13 protein-coding genes and 1 riboswitch are annotated in these 14,532 nt (G+C 61.4%); of the genes, 9 read left to right on the top strand and 4 right to left on the bottom strand.

Features of this window, described 5'->3' with window-relative positions:
- The first annotated feature begins 5 nt into the window (after positions 1 to 5).
- From B3R00_RS12170 to nrdR, 3 genes are all read left to right on the top strand, one after another.
- Positions 6 to 857, top strand: coding sequence for a lytic transglycosylase domain-containing protein (locus B3R00_RS12170; RefSeq protein ID WP_219162302.1), 852 nt, complete (start codon positions 6 to 8; stop codon positions 855 to 857).
- A gap of 104 nt (positions 858 to 961) precedes the next feature.
- Positions 962 to 1,121, top strand: a riboswitch (ZMP/ZTP riboswitch).
- A 38-nt stretch (positions 1,122 to 1,159) separates the two neighbouring features.
- Positions 1,160 to 2,404 carry a serine hydroxymethyltransferase gene (glyA, locus tag B3R00_RS12175; protein WP_286999239.1) on the top strand — a complete coding sequence of 415 codons (1,245 nt, stop codon included), beginning with the start codon at positions 1,160 to 1,162 and terminating at the stop codon, positions 2,402 to 2,404.
- A 12-nt stretch (positions 2,405 to 2,416) separates the two neighbouring features.
- On the top strand, positions 2,417 to 2,866 hold the full coding sequence (gene nrdR, locus B3R00_RS12180) for a transcriptional regulator NrdR (RefSeq protein WP_286999240.1): 450 nt from the start codon (positions 2,417 to 2,419) through the stop codon (positions 2,864 to 2,866).
- 155 nt (positions 2,867 to 3,021) lie between these two features.
- On the opposite strand, the gene aroC is transcribed toward nrdR, so the two are convergent.
- Positions 3,022 to 4,119 carry a chorismate synthase gene (aroC, locus tag B3R00_RS12185; protein WP_286999241.1) on the bottom strand — a complete coding sequence of 366 codons (1,098 nt, stop codon included), beginning with the start codon at positions 4,117 to 4,119 and terminating at the stop codon, positions 3,022 to 3,024.
- A gap of 95 nt (positions 4,120 to 4,214) precedes the next feature.
- Here aroC and B3R00_RS12190 point away from each other — a divergent pair, with 95 nt between their 5' ends.
- On the top strand, positions 4,215 to 6,413 hold the full coding sequence (locus B3R00_RS12190; RefSeq protein WP_286999242.1) for a sensor domain-containing protein: 2,199 nt from the start codon (positions 4,215 to 4,217) through the stop codon (positions 6,411 to 6,413).
- A gap of 93 nt (positions 6,414 to 6,506) precedes the next feature.
- Here the strand turns inward: B3R00_RS12190 and B3R00_RS12195 are convergent, their stop codons facing one another.
- Complete coding sequence (locus tag B3R00_RS12195; RefSeq protein ID WP_286999243.1) at positions 6,507 to 6,968, bottom strand: CBS domain-containing protein; 462 nt, start codon at positions 6,966 to 6,968, stop codon at positions 6,507 to 6,509.
- 316 nt (positions 6,969 to 7,284) lie between these two features.
- On the opposite strand from B3R00_RS12195, the gene B3R00_RS12200 reads away from it, so the two are divergent.
- The 3 genes from B3R00_RS12200 (at position 7,285) to B3R00_RS12210 (ending at position 9,907) form a co-directional block, all read left to right on the top strand.
- Positions 7,285 to 8,583, top strand: a complete 1,299-nt coding sequence (locus B3R00_RS12200; protein WP_286999244.1) for an O-acetylhomoserine aminocarboxypropyltransferase — start codon at positions 7,285 to 7,287, stop codon at positions 8,581 to 8,583.
- A 53-nt stretch (positions 8,584 to 8,636) separates the two neighbouring features.
- Complete coding sequence (locus tag B3R00_RS12205) at positions 8,637 to 9,446, top strand: alpha/beta fold hydrolase (RefSeq protein WP_286999245.1); 810 nt, start codon at positions 8,637 to 8,639, stop codon at positions 9,444 to 9,446.
- Positions 9,447 to 9,577: 131 nt separating this feature from the next.
- Positions 9,578 to 9,907, top strand: a complete 330-nt coding sequence (locus B3R00_RS12210) for a DUF962 domain-containing protein (protein WP_286999246.1) — start codon at positions 9,578 to 9,580, stop codon at positions 9,905 to 9,907.
- A gap of 363 nt (positions 9,908 to 10,270) precedes the next feature.
- Here the strand turns inward: B3R00_RS12210 and B3R00_RS12215 are convergent, their stop codons facing one another.
- Positions 10,271 to 11,578, bottom strand: a complete 1,308-nt coding sequence (locus B3R00_RS12215) for a YihY family inner membrane protein (RefSeq protein ID WP_286999247.1) — start codon at positions 11,576 to 11,578, stop codon at positions 10,271 to 10,273.
- Positions 11,579 to 11,599: 21 nt separating this feature from the next.
- Here B3R00_RS12215 and B3R00_RS12220 point away from each other — a divergent pair, with 21 nt between their 5' ends.
- Entirely contained in the window at positions 11,600 to 12,001 is a 402-nt protein-coding gene (locus tag B3R00_RS12220) for a DUF2069 domain-containing protein (RefSeq protein ID WP_286999248.1), read from the top strand.
- A gap of 1 nt (position 12,002) precedes the next feature.
- Here the strand turns inward: B3R00_RS12220 and B3R00_RS12225 are convergent, their stop codons facing one another.
- Entirely contained in the window at positions 12,003 to 12,938 is a 936-nt protein-coding gene (locus B3R00_RS12225; RefSeq protein WP_286999249.1) for a LysR family transcriptional regulator, read from the bottom strand.
- Between the two features lie 157 nt (positions 12,939 to 13,095).
- On the opposite strand from B3R00_RS12225, the gene B3R00_RS12230 reads away from it, so the two are divergent.
- A complete protein-coding gene (locus B3R00_RS12230; protein WP_286999250.1) occupies positions 13,096 to 14,520 on the top strand; it encodes an FAD-binding oxidoreductase in 1,425 nt (474 codons plus the stop codon).
- Positions 14,521 to 14,532 lie beyond the last annotated feature (12 nt).

Genomic DNA, 14,532 nt, shown 5'->3' on the forward strand with positions numbered 1-14,532 from the left:
ACGCCATGTCTAAGCCAGGAAACTGGGTGACTTCTGTGCGCACCATTGCGGCAGATATCACCGAGGGTTTTCTCGAAATAACCCACAACAGCTTTGCATTGATCGGTTTGATCGTTGCATTTGCTGCCGTTGCTTTGTTCGCGCACCCTGATTTGCGCGCGCAAGGCGAGGTACAACTGCGCACTTGGTTGCAAGACCGCTATGTGGCTGATGTGGGCCTGACCCCTGAGCCCGAAGCGATTGAGCGCGCAACGGCCTCCAACCCCAAAGAGCTTCCCAAAGACCAGTCGGCTGTCGCCTACTGGATCAGCAAGAAGTACAAAGTGGCTGCAGAGCCTATTGCGGCCATCGTTGCGGAAGCCTATGAGCAAGGTGCCCAGCAAAAGATCGACCCGACCCTGATCTTGGCCGTGATGGCGATTGAGTCCCGCTTCAACCCCTTTGCACAAAGCACCGTGGGGGCGCAAGGCTTGATGCAGGTGATGACACGCGTGCACACCGACAAGTACGACAACTTCGGGGGCAACCATGCTGCGTTTGACCCCATCAGCAATCTGCGCGTGGGTGCTGCCATCCTCAAGGAATACATCCAGATCACAGGCTCCGTGGAAGGCGCATTGAAATACTACGTGGGCGCGGCCAACTTGCAGACCGACGGTGGCTACGCTGCCAAGGTCCTGGCCGAGCACCGCCGCTTGCGCCAAGTTGCAGGCAGCAGCACGCCGACGACCCAGGTCAAACCGACCTTGGTGGCCAAGCGTATGGTGACCCCCATGAAGGATGATGCAGCAACCGAAGCGGTGGCTGCCAGCAATGTGCAAGACAACGAACACATTGCTCTGAACTCCAACCTCTAACGCGGTTGAGCTTTGCGCCACCCAGCGCAAGCACTTGCAATGGCCCAACAGCCATGCGGTGCTTGCGTTTCGTTGTTTCTGGTCATTGCTTGCTCGGCTACACTTGCGGGGTACGCAACTGGCGATAGGTGCCACCGAATGAATACTTTCGGCGCTGCACTGACGTGGAATCGCTGCAAAGGGCTTTTCAGCCCCGCGCCAACCACCGGGGAGCGTACCGCCCAGACAGATCGGGCGTTTCAGCCGTTCGCCTGGGCAGCCCTTGTCTTCAAGGGAATACAAGTTCACAGGACTGCCAAACCATGTTCCAACGCACCAATACTGTCGAGATCGTCGACCCCGAAGTTTTTGCCGCCATCCAGGCTGAAAACCACCGCCAGCAAGAGCACATTGAGTTGATCGCCAGCGAAAATTACTGCTCGCCGGCCGTGATGGAAGCCCAAGGCTCGCAGCTGACCAACAAGTACGCCGAAGGCTACCCCGGCAAGCGCTACTACGGCGGCTGCGAACACGTGGACGTGGTGGAACAGCTGGCGATTGACCGCATCAAGGCCATCTTCGGCGCTGAAGCGGCCAACGTGCAGCCCAACTCCGGCTCGCAAGCCAACCAGGCCGTGCTGATGGCGTTTGCCAAGCCCGGCGACACTATTTTGGGCATGAGCCTGGCCGAAGGCGGTCACCTGACCCACGGCATGGCACTGAACATGTCCGGCAAGTGGTTCAACGCCATCTCCTACGGTCTGAACGCCGATGAATCCATCGACTACGAGCAGATGGAAGCGCTGGCCCGTGAGCACAAGCCCCGCATCATCATCGCTGGTGCATCAGCCTACGCGCTGCGCATCGACTTTGAGCGCTTTGCCAAGATCGCCAAGGAAGTGGGCGCCATTCTGTGGGTGGACATGGCCCACTACGCCGGCCTGATCGCTGCAGGCGTGTACCCCAACCCTGTGCCTTTCGCCGACGTGGTCACAACCACCACCCACAAGAGCCTGCGCGGCCCCCGTGGCGGCGTGATCTTGATGAAAGCCGAGCACGAAAAGGCGCTGAACAGCGCGATCTTCCCCGGCCTGCAAGGCGGCCCGCTGATGCACGTGATTGCGGGCAAGGCCGTGGCGTTCAAGGAAGCCATGACCCCCGAGTTCAAGGCTTACCAAGAGCAAGTCGTCAAGAACGCCAAGGTGGTGGCTGATACGCTGACCGAGCGTGGTCTGCGCATCGTGTCGGGCCGCACTGAAAGCCACGTCATGCTGGTGGACCTGCGTGCCAAGGGCATCACCGGCAAGGCTGCGGAAGCTGCGTTGGGTGCTGCGCACATCACCATCAACAAGAACGCCATTCCGAACGACCCCGAGAAGCCATTCGTGACCAGCGGCATTCGCGTGGGAACACCGGCCATGACCACCCGCGGCTTCAAGGAAGAAGAAGCACGCCTCACCGCCAACTTGGTGGCCGACGTGCTGGACAACCCCAACGACGAAGCCACCTTGGCCCGCGTGCGCGAAGAAGTGGCCAAGCTGACGGCCCGCTTCCCTGTCTACAAGTAATTTTTACTGTTCATGAAGTGCCCCTTTTGCAGCCACACGGACACCCAGGTTGTGGAAACCCGCGTGGCCGAAGAAGGGGCTTTTATCCGCCGTCGCAGGCAGTGCCTGGCGTGTGCCAAGCGCTTTACCACCTATGAACGCCCGGATGTGAGCTTTCCCACGGTGGTCAAGAAAGACGGGCGGCGCATTGACTTCAGCCATGACAAGCTGCAAGCCTCGTTTGCGCTGGCATTGCGCAAGCGGCCCGTGGCCTCGACCGAAGTGGACAACGCGATTGAGCACGTGGAAGAGCAGTTGCTGACCGCTGGCGTGCGTGAAGTGCCTTCCAGCCGCATTGGTGAGCTGGTGATGCACGAGCTGCGCAAGCTCGATAAAGTGGCCTACATCCGTTACGCCAGCGTCTACCGCAGCTTTGAAGACATTGATGACTTCAAACACTTGGTCGACGAGGTGCGCACCTGAGCCGGCCCCTAAGCACCGCCACAGCTAAAAAGACCGCCTAGGCGGTCTTTTTTTCTTGGTGGCTTTTAAACAGTAGCTGCTTGCGCTTGTTATGCATAGACTTCAGATGGTTTTCTATCCGAAAGCCACCATCCACCAGGGCTAGCAGCTCTTTTTTATGCAGCTGAAGCAGGAATGGGCGCTACATCCTGGCGCACATCGCCGCACTGCGCGCGGTGGCGCAAGGCATGGTCCATCACCACCAGCGCCAGCAAGGCCTCGGCGATCGGCGCGGCACGAATGCCTACGCAGGGGTCATGGCGGCCTTTGGTAATCACCTCGGTGCTGGCACCGTGTACATCGATCGATTCACGCGGGCTCAGGATGGAGCTGGTGGGCTTGATGGCAATCGACACTTCCAGGTCTTGGCCCGTGCTGATGCCGCCCACAATGCCGCCCGCATTGTTGCTGCGAAAGCCCTCGGGGCTCATCGAATCCCCATGCACCGTGCCGCGCTGCGCCACGCTGGCAAAGCCTGCACCGATTTCCACGCCCTTGACGGCATTCAAGCCCATCATGGCGTAGGCAACGTCGGCATCCAGCTTGTCATACAGCGGCTGGCCCAGGCCCACAGGCATGCCCGTGGCTTGTACGCGAATGCGCGCACCGCAGCTATCTCCAGCCTTGCGCAGCGCATCCATGTAGTCTTCCAGCTGCTGCACATCGGCCACCGGGGCAAAGAAGGGGTTGTGCTGCACATGCGCCCAGTCTTCAAAAGTGATGGGCAGCTCCCCCAGCTGCGTCATGCAGGCGCGAAACTGGGTGCCAAACTTTTCTTTGAGCCATTTCTTGGCCACCGCACCCGCAGCCACCGTGGGTGCCGTCAGCCGCGCGGAAGAGCGGCCGCCACCGCGTGGATCACGCACGCCGTATTTGTGCCAGTACGCATAGTCTGCATGCCCGGGGCGAAAGCTTTGCGCTATGTTGGCGTAGTCTTTGCTTCGCTGATCGGTATTGCGAATCAGCAGCCCGATGGGGGTGCCCGTCGTCACACCTTCGTACACACCCGACAGAATTTCCACCTGATCCGGCTCTTGGCGCTGCGTGACATGGCGGCTGGTGCCGGGGCGACGGCGGTCCAGATCGTGCTGAATATCCGCGGCAGTCAGCGGCAAGCCAGGGGGGCAGCCATCAATAACGCAGCCAATCGCAGGGCCGTGGGATTCACCAAAATTGGTGACGGTGAAAATGGTTCCGAAGGTATTGCCGCTCATAATGCGCAAGATTATGCCCGCGCGATGCTTGAACACCTTGGTGGGCTTCTGACGGCTTGTTACTATTTGCGAAAAATTTTCAAGAAAGCCGCTTGATGACACACTTGACGCCGGCCCAACCAACTCCGGACTGGTTGCAAGCGCTGCACAGCAGCGATAGCGCGTGGATCATTACGGATGACGATTTGAATGTCATCCACATCAATGAAGGGTTAACACGCCTGCTAGGTTATCGCCTGGAAGATCTCCAAAGCAAGCGCCCGCTGCAAACCCTGATCCATGCATGGCCCGATCTGGCTGCGCATATCCGCGAACAGCTCACGCTCGGTGGCGCCTACCACGGAGAGCTGCAAGTGCAGCGCTTTGATGGCTCGCAAGTGTGGATGGCCGCCACCGTCAACACCCTCAAACGCCCGCCTTTTCCCACGGCGGGCACGACGGCCAAAGTTCTGGTGTTTACTGACATCGGTTTTACCAAGCGTTTTGAAGCTTTGCAGCGGCAAATGCTGGAAGACGTGGTCATGGAAAAGCCCCTGCCGGAGTTACTCCAGGACATGTGCTTGGCCTTGGAAGCCATTGCACCCCGTGTCCGCGTGAGCGTCATGGCGGTAGATGCCGACGGCATCATGCACCCGCTGGCAGCCCCCAGCATGCCCACCCACATCGTGGACTTGATGCGCGGTGTGCGCATGGGCGCAGAGGTCGGGGCCTGCGGCGTTGCAGCGTTCACGGGCAACGAAGTCATCGCACACGACATTGCCCAAGACCCGAACTGGTGCGGTGCTGCCCCCCTGTTTGTGGAAGCCGGGCTGCTTGCCTGCTGGTCCAGCCCCATCAAAAACCCCGCAGGTCAGGTGGTGGGCACGCTGGCGTTGTACTTCGACAGCGAACGCACGCCCAACAAGCTGCACCGCCAACTGGTTTTGGCCTGCCTGCATTTGTGTGCGATTGCGATGGAGCGCGATGCCAACAAGCACCGCATTCGCCAACTGGCTTACTACGACACCCTGACCCATTTACCCAACCGCACCATGTTCAATGAGTGCGCAGAGCAAGCGCTGCACAGCATGCGCGGCCACACGGGTTTGCTGTTCTTTTTGGATCTGGACCGCTTCAAGCTGTGGAATGACAGCTTGGGGCACTCCGCGGGCGATGCGTTGTTGCGCGAGATTGCGCTGCGTCTGGGCAATTGCACGCGCCCCGAGGATGTGGTGGGCCGCCTGTCCAGCGACGAATTCGCAGTCCTCATGCCGGGATACAGCACCGCACAAATTCCCGAACTGGCCCAGCGCATGCTGGATGCGATTGCCGAGCCTTTCATCATCAACGGGGTCATGACCATTCCCAATGCCTGCATTGGCGTGTGCAGCTACCCCGAAGACGGCACTGACATTGAAACCCTGCTGCGCCGTGCCGACCAGGCCATGTATGCCGCCAAAAGCCAAGGCTGCCAGCTGTGGGAGATTTACCAGCCGGAGATGGGCCAAGTCAGCCAAGAGCGCGCGAATATGGAGCGGGAGTTGCGCAAAGCCTTGGCAGAAGGTGTGCTGCAGCTGCACTTTCAGCCCCAGGTGTTCAGCCACACCAGCCATGCGCCCGAGCAACTGTATGGCGTGGAGGCACTGTCGCGCTGGCACCACCCAGAATGGGGCTGGGTGGCGCCGCCGCGCTTTATTGCGGTGGCGGAAGACGCAGGCCTGATCCACCAACTCACCACATGGCTGATCAACGAAGCCTGTGCCCAGTTGGCCGCTTGGCGCACGCAAGGCTTAAGGATTCCGCACATCGCGGTGAATTTGTCTACCAACAATTTCCACGACCCAGCATTTGCCCAGCACGTGCAAGCCACCTTGCACCAACACGGCCTGGGCTGCCAGGACCTCATGCTGGAGATCACCGAAAGCGTGATGCTCGACAGCAGCCCGGCCACGCTGGACAACCTCAAGGCCCTGAACGAAATGGGCATCCGCCTGTCCATGGACGACTTTGGCACCGGCTACTCCAGCCTGAGCTACCTGCACCGCTTGCCCATTTCCGAACTCAAGCTCGACAAAAGCTTTGTGCAAGACGTCTGCACCAGCGCAGCAGCCAGCGCCCTTACCCGCTCGGTACTCAATATCGCCCAAAGTCTAGGGATGACCGTGGTCGCCGAAGGGGTGGAAACGCTCGCACAAGCCCAGTGGCTGAGCGAGCAAGGCTGCCCCATCTTGCAGGGCTACCATTTCGCCAAACCCATGCCGGGCCGTGAAATAGCGCAGTGGATGCAAAAACAGGCCATCACCCAGCCTGCCTGAGCGGCCGAGCAAGCTGCAGGCACCTTCCAGGCACCTGCGCCCTAGAAAAAAGGCTTCCTGATGGAAGCCTTTTCTACAGCACACACGGCGCGCTCAGTTTTCAGGCGACGTGCTACTTTCGGACTCGGGCCAGTCGCGGATATAGGCCTTGAGCAGTTTATTTTCAAAATTCTGGCTGTCCACCACAGCCTTAGCCACGTCGTACAGACTGACCACGCCGGTCAGCTGGCGGCTGTCCATCACCGGCATATAGCGCGCGTGGTGGTCCAAAATCATGCGGCGCACTTCATCGAGCTCGGTTTCAGAGGTGCAGGTCAGCGGCGCATCGTCCATGACCGAGCGCACACGCACCGTGCCCAGACTGCCGCCATTTTTGGCAATCGCCTGAATCACTTCGCGGAAGGTGAGCATGCCCACCACATCGCCGTGCTCTAGCACCACCAGCGAGCCCACGTCCTTTTCGGCCATCAGCGTCACCGCGTCAGCCAAGGCATCGTCGGCCTGCGCCACATACAAACTGTTGCCCTTGAGGAGCAGGATGTCGCTCACTTTCATTCCGTGTATCTCCAAGCTACGACTGCTGCATCCCAGCGCAGCAGTGTTTTGCGCAATATAGCCCACATCGCAAGCACGCAGACGTTTGTCTGCGACAAGCGAGAAATTTTGCATAGAACTATACAAAACATAGCTACTGACGCTTTCAGATCAACACTTCTTGATGATTTTTCATTTACAAGCAGCCTTCAATGAGCGCCCAACGCTCCCGTAAAAAGAGCATTGCTGCGCTCTGTGCGTCACCGACGGTGCTGACCGCCCCACGCATCTGTGCCAGCATCGCCCCTATTCGCGATAAAAACCATGGAGACTCCCGATGCCCGGCTACTCTTACCCCGGCTTTGACACCCTGAGCCTGCACGCAGGCGCACAGCCTGACCCTGCCACCGGCGCGCGCGCCACGCCCATTCACCTGACGACCTCGTTCGTCTTTGAGAGCAGTGACCACGCTGCCAGCCTGTTCAATCTGGAGCGCCCCGGCCACGTCTACAGCCGCATCTCCAATCCCACCAATGCGGTGCTGGAGCAGCGCGTATCCGCCCTGGAAGGCGGCGTGGGCGCGATTGCCGTAGCCAGCGGCCAGGCGGCCCTGCACCTGTCGATTGCCACGCTGATGGGCGCAGGCAGCCACATCGTCGCCAGCACGGCGCTGTACGGTGGCAGCCAGAACCTGCTGCACTACACGCTGCGCCGCTTTGGCATTGAGACCACCTTCGTCAAGCCCGGCGACATCGACGGCTGGAAAGCCGCCGTGCGCCCCAACACCAAGCTGTTCTTTGGAGAAACCGTGGGCAACCCCGGCCTGGATGTGCTGGACATTCCCACCGTGTCGGCCATTGCCCACGAAGCCAGCGTACCGCTGCTGGTCGACTCCACCCTCACCTCGCCTTGGCTCATCAAGCCGTTCGAGCATGGTGCGGACATCGTCTACCACTCGGCCACCAAGTTCCTGTCCGGCCACGGCACGGTGATTGGCGGGATTGTGGTGGATGGCGGCAGCTTTGACTGGGACAAGTCGGGCAAATTCCCCGAGCTGACCGAGCCCTACGACGGCTTTCACAACATGGTGTTCACCGAAGAAAGCACCACGGGCGCCTTCTTGCTGCGCGCGCGCCGCGAGGGCCTGCGTGACTTTGGCGCCTGCCTGAGCCCGCACAGTGCCTGGCTGATCTTGCAAGGCATCGAAACCCTGCCCCTGCGCATGGAACGCCACATGCGCAACACCGAAAAGGTCGTGCAGTTCCTCGCCAGCCACCCGCTGGTCAGCCGTGTGGGCCACCCCATGCTGGAATCGCACACTTCCCACGCGCTGGCGCAAAAGCTGCTGCCGCGCGGTGCCGGCTCGGTGTTCAGCTTTGACATCGCAGGCAACCGTAACCAGGGCAAGAAGTTCATTGAAACGCTGAAGGTCTTCAGCCACCTGGCCAACGTGGGCGACTGCCGCTCGCTGGTGATTCACCCCGCCAGCACCACGCACTTTCGCATGAGTGATGAGGCACTGGCGCAAGCCGGCATCGGCCAGGGCACGATCCGCCTGTCGATTGGCCTGGAAGACGCCGACGACCTGATCGACGACCTCAAGCGCGCGCTCAAAGCTGCAGAGAAAGCAGCTTGATGCATTCATAACAAAAACAGTCGCTAGCGCTTATCTATATTGCGGAGACAGCTATGTTTTTCAAAGTCAACAACGACAACATCTACGCCTACACTGGCGGCAAGGCTTTCGATGCCGCCAAGCCCACCGCCATCCTGATTCACGGCGTGCTGTGCGACCACAGCGTGTGGGCACTGCAAAGCCGCTATCTGGCCAACCACGGCTGGAACGTGCTGGCCATTGACCTGCCCGGCCACTGCCGCAGCCAAGGCGCTGCTCCGCAGAGCGTGGAAGCGGCAGCCACCTTCATCGGCCAGCTCATGGACGCCGCAGGCCTGGCCAAGGCCGCGCTCATTGGTCACAGCTGGGGCAGCCTGATTGCCATGGAGGCAGCCGCCAGCTTGCAAGACCGCATCAGCCATCTGGTGCTGGTGGGCACGGCCTTTCCAATGAAGGTCTCGCCCGCGCTGCTGGAGTCGGCCCTCCACACGCCCGAGCAAGCCATCCAGCTGGTCAACACCTTCTCGCGCGCCACACTCGCCCCACCGAATGGCGCGGGCAGCTGGGTGTTTGGTGCGGGCATGGCCTTAGGCCGCCGTGTGCTGGCCAGCAATACCGACACCAACTTGCTGCACACCGGTTTTACCGCCTGTGACAGCTATCGCAGCGGTGAAGCCGCCATGGCGCAGATCACCGCGCCGGTGCTGTTTGTGCTGGGCGAACAAGACCAGATGACGCCCCCAAAGGCGGCCAAGGGCCTGATTGAAGCCGCCAAGGCAGCGGGCAAACAGGTGAAAGTGCAGATGATTCCCAACGGCCACAACCAGATGACGGAGTCACCCGACGCCACGCTGTTTGCGGTGCATGGTTTTCTCAACGGCTAGCCGCACTCCCACCTCACCCTAACGCCCTGCCCTGCAGGGCGTCGGGGCATGGTGCTTGTTGCACTGCCGCGGGACAACATCCCGCCCAGCCTCTATAAGCATTGCTATCCCAGCAGCCCCCGGAGGCCACCATGGCTGACAGCGCCAACACCGTCGATGCCAAAGCGTTCACCAGCTTTGCAGCGTTTTACCCCTTCTACCTCAGCGAGCACAGCAACCGCACCTGCCGTCGGCTGCACTTTGTCGGCAGCAGCCTGGGCTTGGTGTGCTTGGCGCTGGCCATCATGCTGCGCCAGCCGTGGTGGGTGGCGCTGGGGCTGTTGCTGGGCTATGCCTTCGCATGGATAGGTCATTTTGGCTTTGAGCACAACAAGCCCGCCAGTTTCCAACGCCCGCTCTACAGCTTTATGGGCGATTGGAAGATGTACGCACAGATGTGCAGCGGCCGTATTCTTCTGTAGCAAGCACTGACGATTTCCGGGCTTAAGTTTTCCCGAAGGCTGCCGACATAGTGGGTATTAGGTTCGCACCAAGTCTAGGTGGAGCCACCAGCCCCGGCCGCGCAAGCACCGGGGCTTTGTTTTGCCCGGCGCCAGTTGGCGCGCTGCGGCGGCACGCCACACCATGGGGGGCATACGGTGCTCTCACAGGTCTGCAACCAGGGAGCGTGCCGCCCCTGGGCCAGCACATGCCAGGCGGCAGAGTGGCTTGGCGTGCAGATGCACCACATAGCACGCCACTTCAAAGAATGAAGCACTTAGCGCTTACCCAGCAAGGGCTAGCGCCTTCAAACACCCATGGTGCAGTGCTGCAGCTGCGGGTGCTTACAAGGGTTGCGACGGCTTGGCGACCCCGTCCCCACCTGTGTCGTCACCCACGCTGTCGACCGGCGGTAGGGCATCGCGCAGCAGCGTCTGCGTCCAGCCTGCGCTGTGCCACAGGGCGTCGGTGCTGGGGGTGTGCGTCAGCAACATATGTTCCACCAGCACCGCCAGCTGGGTGGTATCAGGGTCTGCCAGCAGCACGTAGCGCGGCTCACCCTCTTCCAGATAGGCGGTGCCCGTATCCGGCATGGCGCCCACCCAGCGAATGGCGGTCAGGGCACTCAATGCAGGCTCCAGCTGCAGCCGGTCAACCCGCAGCCGCTTGGCCAGGGCCATGGCTGGCAGGCCACGCTGTGCCTGGGCGCGCACGGGCTCCAGCACGGCAAGAGTCTCCAGCGCCAGCTCCAGCTTCCAGCCCGGCTGGCGCAAATCACGGCTGGTGCCAGCCAGCAGGCTGGGCACGTACGCAGCCACCACGGCACCCAGCAAGAAAATCACCCAGCAGGTGTAAATCCAGATCAGCAAGATAGGCAGCGTGGCAAACGTGCCATAAATGGCGGAATACGTGGGCACGGTCGACAGGTACAAGCCCAGCACCGTTTTGGCCACGGCCATGCCCGCCGCCACAAACAGCCCCCCTGCCCACGCATGGCGCCACTTGACGGGCGTGTTGGGCACAAAGTGGTAGAGCGCTGCCATGGCGGCAGACAGCAGCAAAAATTCCAGCGAATTAAAGCCCATCTGCACGCTCTCCGGCAGCACCGCCACCAGCCCGCGCGAGGCCGACAGCACGTACGACGTGGTGGCAATGCTCAGGCCCATGAGCAAGGGGCCGAAGGTCAGCACACCCCAATAAATCAGCAGGCGCTGCCCCAGCGGGCGCATGCGCTGCACGCGCCAGATGTGGTTCAGCGTCTTGTCCATGGTCAAGATCAGACTCACCACTGTCAGCAGCAAAAAGGCCAGACCCACAATCCCGAGCTGGCTGGCCTTGCTGGTGAACTGCATCAGGTAGTCCATCACCTGCTCGGCAATCTCCACCGGAATCAGGCTTTCCACCAGCCAGCGCTGCAGGGTGGCTTGCAAACGCCCAAAACTGGGAAACGCCGTGAACACCGCCAGCAACACGGTAAAAAACGGCACCAGTGCCAAAAGCGTGGTGAAGGTAAGGCTGCTGGCCGTCAAGCCCAGCTGGTCTTCACTGAAACGGGCTTTGAGCGTGTGCAAGGTGTTGCGCCAGGGGAAAGACTGCAAGGTTTGTCGCAATTGGCGCGCGCGCAGTCGGGCACGGTGAATAGTCAGTGGCATGGGCCGTATGATGCCACCCCAATGAATTCCACAAGCAACACCCTTCCGGGCAGCGACGTCGCTGCCACCCGCTGGCTGGCCGTTGGCAGCCTGCTGGGCCTGATTGTTCTGAGCCTCTGTTGGGAGCTGTGGCTTGCGCCGCTGCGCCCCGGAGGTTCTTGGATGGTGCTCAAAGCCCTGCCTCTGTGCATTCCGCTGGTGGGCTTGCTCAAGCACCGCATGTACACCTACCGTTGGGTCAGCCTGGTGGTGTGGCTGTATTTCACCGAAGGGGTGGTGCGCGCCTGGAGCGACAAGGCCCCCAGCAACTACCTGGCCATGGTGGAAGTGGCCCTGTGCCTGCTGCTGTTTGTGGCCTGCGCGCTGCATGTGCGCTGGCGCCAAAAAGCCGCCAAAGCTGCCATCGCAGCAGCCCAAGTCTGAGTCAATCCTGCACCATGCCCGGTTGCTGCGCCAGCTGCAGCACCTGCTGGCGCAAAGCGTTGCACAGCAATTGCGCTGCGGGTGAAAGCGCACGGCGCGGGCGCTGAATCAGCAAGGTGTGGCGCACAATCTGCGGCGTATCCAGCACCCGAAAACCCAATGCACCGCGCGCCGGGTGCTGCGCGGTCAACGCAGGAATCAAACTCACCCCCAGCCCTTGGCGCACGGCATCAAACAGCAAGGCTGGGTTGGAGACACGCAGCGGTGTCTGCAGCACATTGGCTGGCATGCCCGGTGCAGCCGCCAGCAACTGGCTGATGGCCGTATCCGTGGTCAAGCCCACAAAGGGCAGGTGCGCCAGATCTGCGGCTTGGAGGGTGGGCTTATGCAGCAGCGGCTCATCGGCGCATGCCACCAGCCCCATGCGGTCACTGAGCAAAGGCTGGGTGAGCAGCTCCGCCCCTGCGGGGTGGGCCGCACCCACACCAAAATCCACCCGCCCATCGTGCACCCGCTGGGCAATGCCTTCGGCGCTGTCTTCCGTCAACTCCACTTCAATACCGGGGTGCTGCGCGCGCAACTGGGGCAGTACCGGCAGCAACAGCACAGCCAATACCGACGGAGCGGCAGCAATCCGCACCTTGCCCCTGCGCAAAGCGGCCAAGTCACTCAAGTGCTGCACCCCCTGCTCCAGCGTTTCAAATGCTTGGCGCACATCCTGCAAAAAGGCTTGGCCCGCGCTGGTCAGCCCCACTGTGCGCGTGGTGCGGTCAAACAGGCGCATCCCCACTGCCTCTTCAAGCTGGCGAATGGATTCGGACAGTGCCGACTGCGTGAGACACAACTCACGCGCCGCAGGTGCAAAAGCGCCTTGGCGCGCAACCTCGTCAAACGCGCGCAGTTGGCGCAGGCTGAGATTATTCGGAAAAACTGGCATAACGCAGCAATTTATTTCAATTGTTTGTGCCCTTGCAATCCCCTAGGCTTAAGACTTTGCCGCTGCTTCCTCCCTGCCGCGCTGCGCAGGCTTAGGATGCGGTCTGTTTTCCCCTGGCTTTTTTGCACTGGCGCCCACCAACGGCGGCCCGCTCACCATGACTTCCACTGCCCTGCTCTCCACTTTGCGCCAGATTGTTGGCGATGCCCATGTCCTCACCGAAGGCGATTTGAGCGCTTACGAACAAGACTGGCGCAAACGCGTGCACGGCAAGTCCCTGGCCGTGGTGCGCCCGGGCACCACCCAGGAGGTGGCCGCCGTCGTCAAGGCCTGTGCGGCCGCCGGGGTCAGCATCGTGCCCCAGGGGGGCAATACCGGCCTGTCCGTGGGCTCCACCCCCGACGACTCGGGCCAGCAAGTGGTGCTGAGCCTGCAGCGCATGCAGGCCGTGCGCCAGCTAGATGCCGACAACCTGACCGTGACCGTCGAGGCGGGTGTAATCCTGCAGACCTTGCAGGAAACGGCAGACAAGGCGGGCTTTCTGTTCCCCCTGTCGCTGGCGGCCGAGGGCAGTTGCACCATAGGCGGCAACCTGGGCACGAACGCTGGCGGCACGCAGGTGCTGCGCTACGGCAATGCACGTGAGCTCTGCCTGGGGCTGGAAGTCGTCACTCCCCAAGGCGAGGTCTGGGATGGCTTGAGCGGCCTGCGCAAAGACAACACCGGCTACGACCTGCGCGACCTGTTCATTGGCAGCGAAGGCACGCTGGGCATCATCACTGCGGCCACGATGAAGTTGTTCCCCCAGCCCGCCGCGCAGCTCACGGCCTTTGCCGCCGTGCCCAGTATGGAGGCCGCCGTGCGCCTGCTTGGGCTGGCGCACCAGCACTTGGCAGCAGGCCTGACTGGCTTTGAAGTGATGGGGCGATTTGCGGTGTCGCTGGTGGTCAAACACATGCCGCAGCTGCGCGTGCCGTTTGCCGACATGGCCGATGCGCCTTACTGCGTGCTGCTGGAGAACTCAGACAGCGAGTCCGAAGCCCATGCCCGCGCGCGCTTTGAGCACCTGCTGGAGCTGGCGTTGGAAGACGGCTGCGTGCTGGATGCCGTGGTGGCCGAAAGCATGGCGCAGGCGCATGAGCTGTGGCACATCCGCGAGAGCATTCCGCTGGCCCAGGCTGAAGAGGGCCTGAACATCAAGCACGACATCTCCATCCAGGCCTCCAAGATTCCGGCGTTTGTCGAGCACGCAGATGCCGTTTTACAGCGCGAGATTCCCGGTGTGCGCCTGGTCAACTTCGGCCACCTGGGCGACGGCAACCTGCACTACAACGTGCAGGTGCCCGAAGGCCAGGACGGCAAGGCTTTCCTCAACGACAAAGAAGACCTGGTGAACACCTTGGTGTATGACGCCGTCGCACAGTTTGGGGGCTCGTTCTCGGCAGAACATGGTGTGGGCGCACTCAAGGCCGACAAGCTGGCAAAGTACAAATCGCCCGTGGCACTGGGCATGATGCGCGCCATCAAGCAGGCGCTCGACCCGCAAGGGCTCATGAACCCCGGGTGCGTGCTCAAAGCCTGAGCCCCCTGCCTT

The sequence above is a fragment of the Comamonas sp. UBA7840 genome (assembly GCF_002501455.1).
In the GTDB taxonomy this organism is placed as follows: Bacteria; Pseudomonadota; Gammaproteobacteria; order Burkholderiales; family Burkholderiaceae_C; genus Comamonas; species Comamonas jiangduensis.

Coding starts and splice junctions, on each gene's coding strand:
- B3R00_RS12230 (WP_286999250.1), top strand. CDS start 13,096: ATGACTTCCACTGCCCTGCTCTCCACTTTGCGCCAGATTGTTGGCGAT.
- B3R00_RS12170 (WP_219162302.1), top strand. CDS start 6: ATGTCTAAGCCAGGAAACTGGGTGACTTCTGTGCGCACCATTGCGGCA.
- B3R00_RS12195 (WP_286999243.1), bottom strand. CDS start 6,968: ATGAAAGTGAGCGACATCCTGCTCCTCAAGGGCAACAGTTTGTATGTG.
- nrdR (WP_286999240.1), top strand. CDS start 2,417: ATGAAGTGCCCCTTTTGCAGCCACACGGACACCCAGGTTGTGGAAACC.
- B3R00_RS12225 (WP_286999249.1), bottom strand. CDS start 12,938: ATGCCAGTTTTTCCGAATAATCTCAGCCTGCGCCAACTGCGCGCGTTT.
- B3R00_RS12205 (WP_286999245.1), top strand. CDS start 8,637: ATGTTTTTCAAAGTCAACAACGACAACATCTACGCCTACACTGGCGGC.
- B3R00_RS12220 (WP_286999248.1), top strand. CDS start 11,600: ATGAATTCCACAAGCAACACCCTTCCGGGCAGCGACGTCGCTGCCACC.
- B3R00_RS12210 (WP_286999246.1), top strand. CDS start 9,578: ATGGCTGACAGCGCCAACACCGTCGATGCCAAAGCGTTCACCAGCTTT.
- B3R00_RS12190 (WP_286999242.1), top strand. CDS start 4,215: ATGACACACTTGACGCCGGCCCAACCAACTCCGGACTGGTTGCAAGCG.
- B3R00_RS12215 (WP_286999247.1), bottom strand. CDS start 11,578: ATGCCACTGACTATTCACCGTGCCCGACTGCGCGCGCGCCAATTGCGA.
- glyA (WP_286999239.1), top strand. CDS start 1,160: ATGTTCCAACGCACCAATACTGTCGAGATCGTCGACCCCGAAGTTTTT.
- aroC (WP_286999241.1), bottom strand. CDS start 4,119: ATGAGCGGCAATACCTTCGGAACCATTTTCACCGTCACCAATTTTGGT.
- B3R00_RS12200 (WP_286999244.1), top strand. CDS start 7,285: ATGCCCGGCTACTCTTACCCCGGCTTTGACACCCTGAGCCTGCACGCA.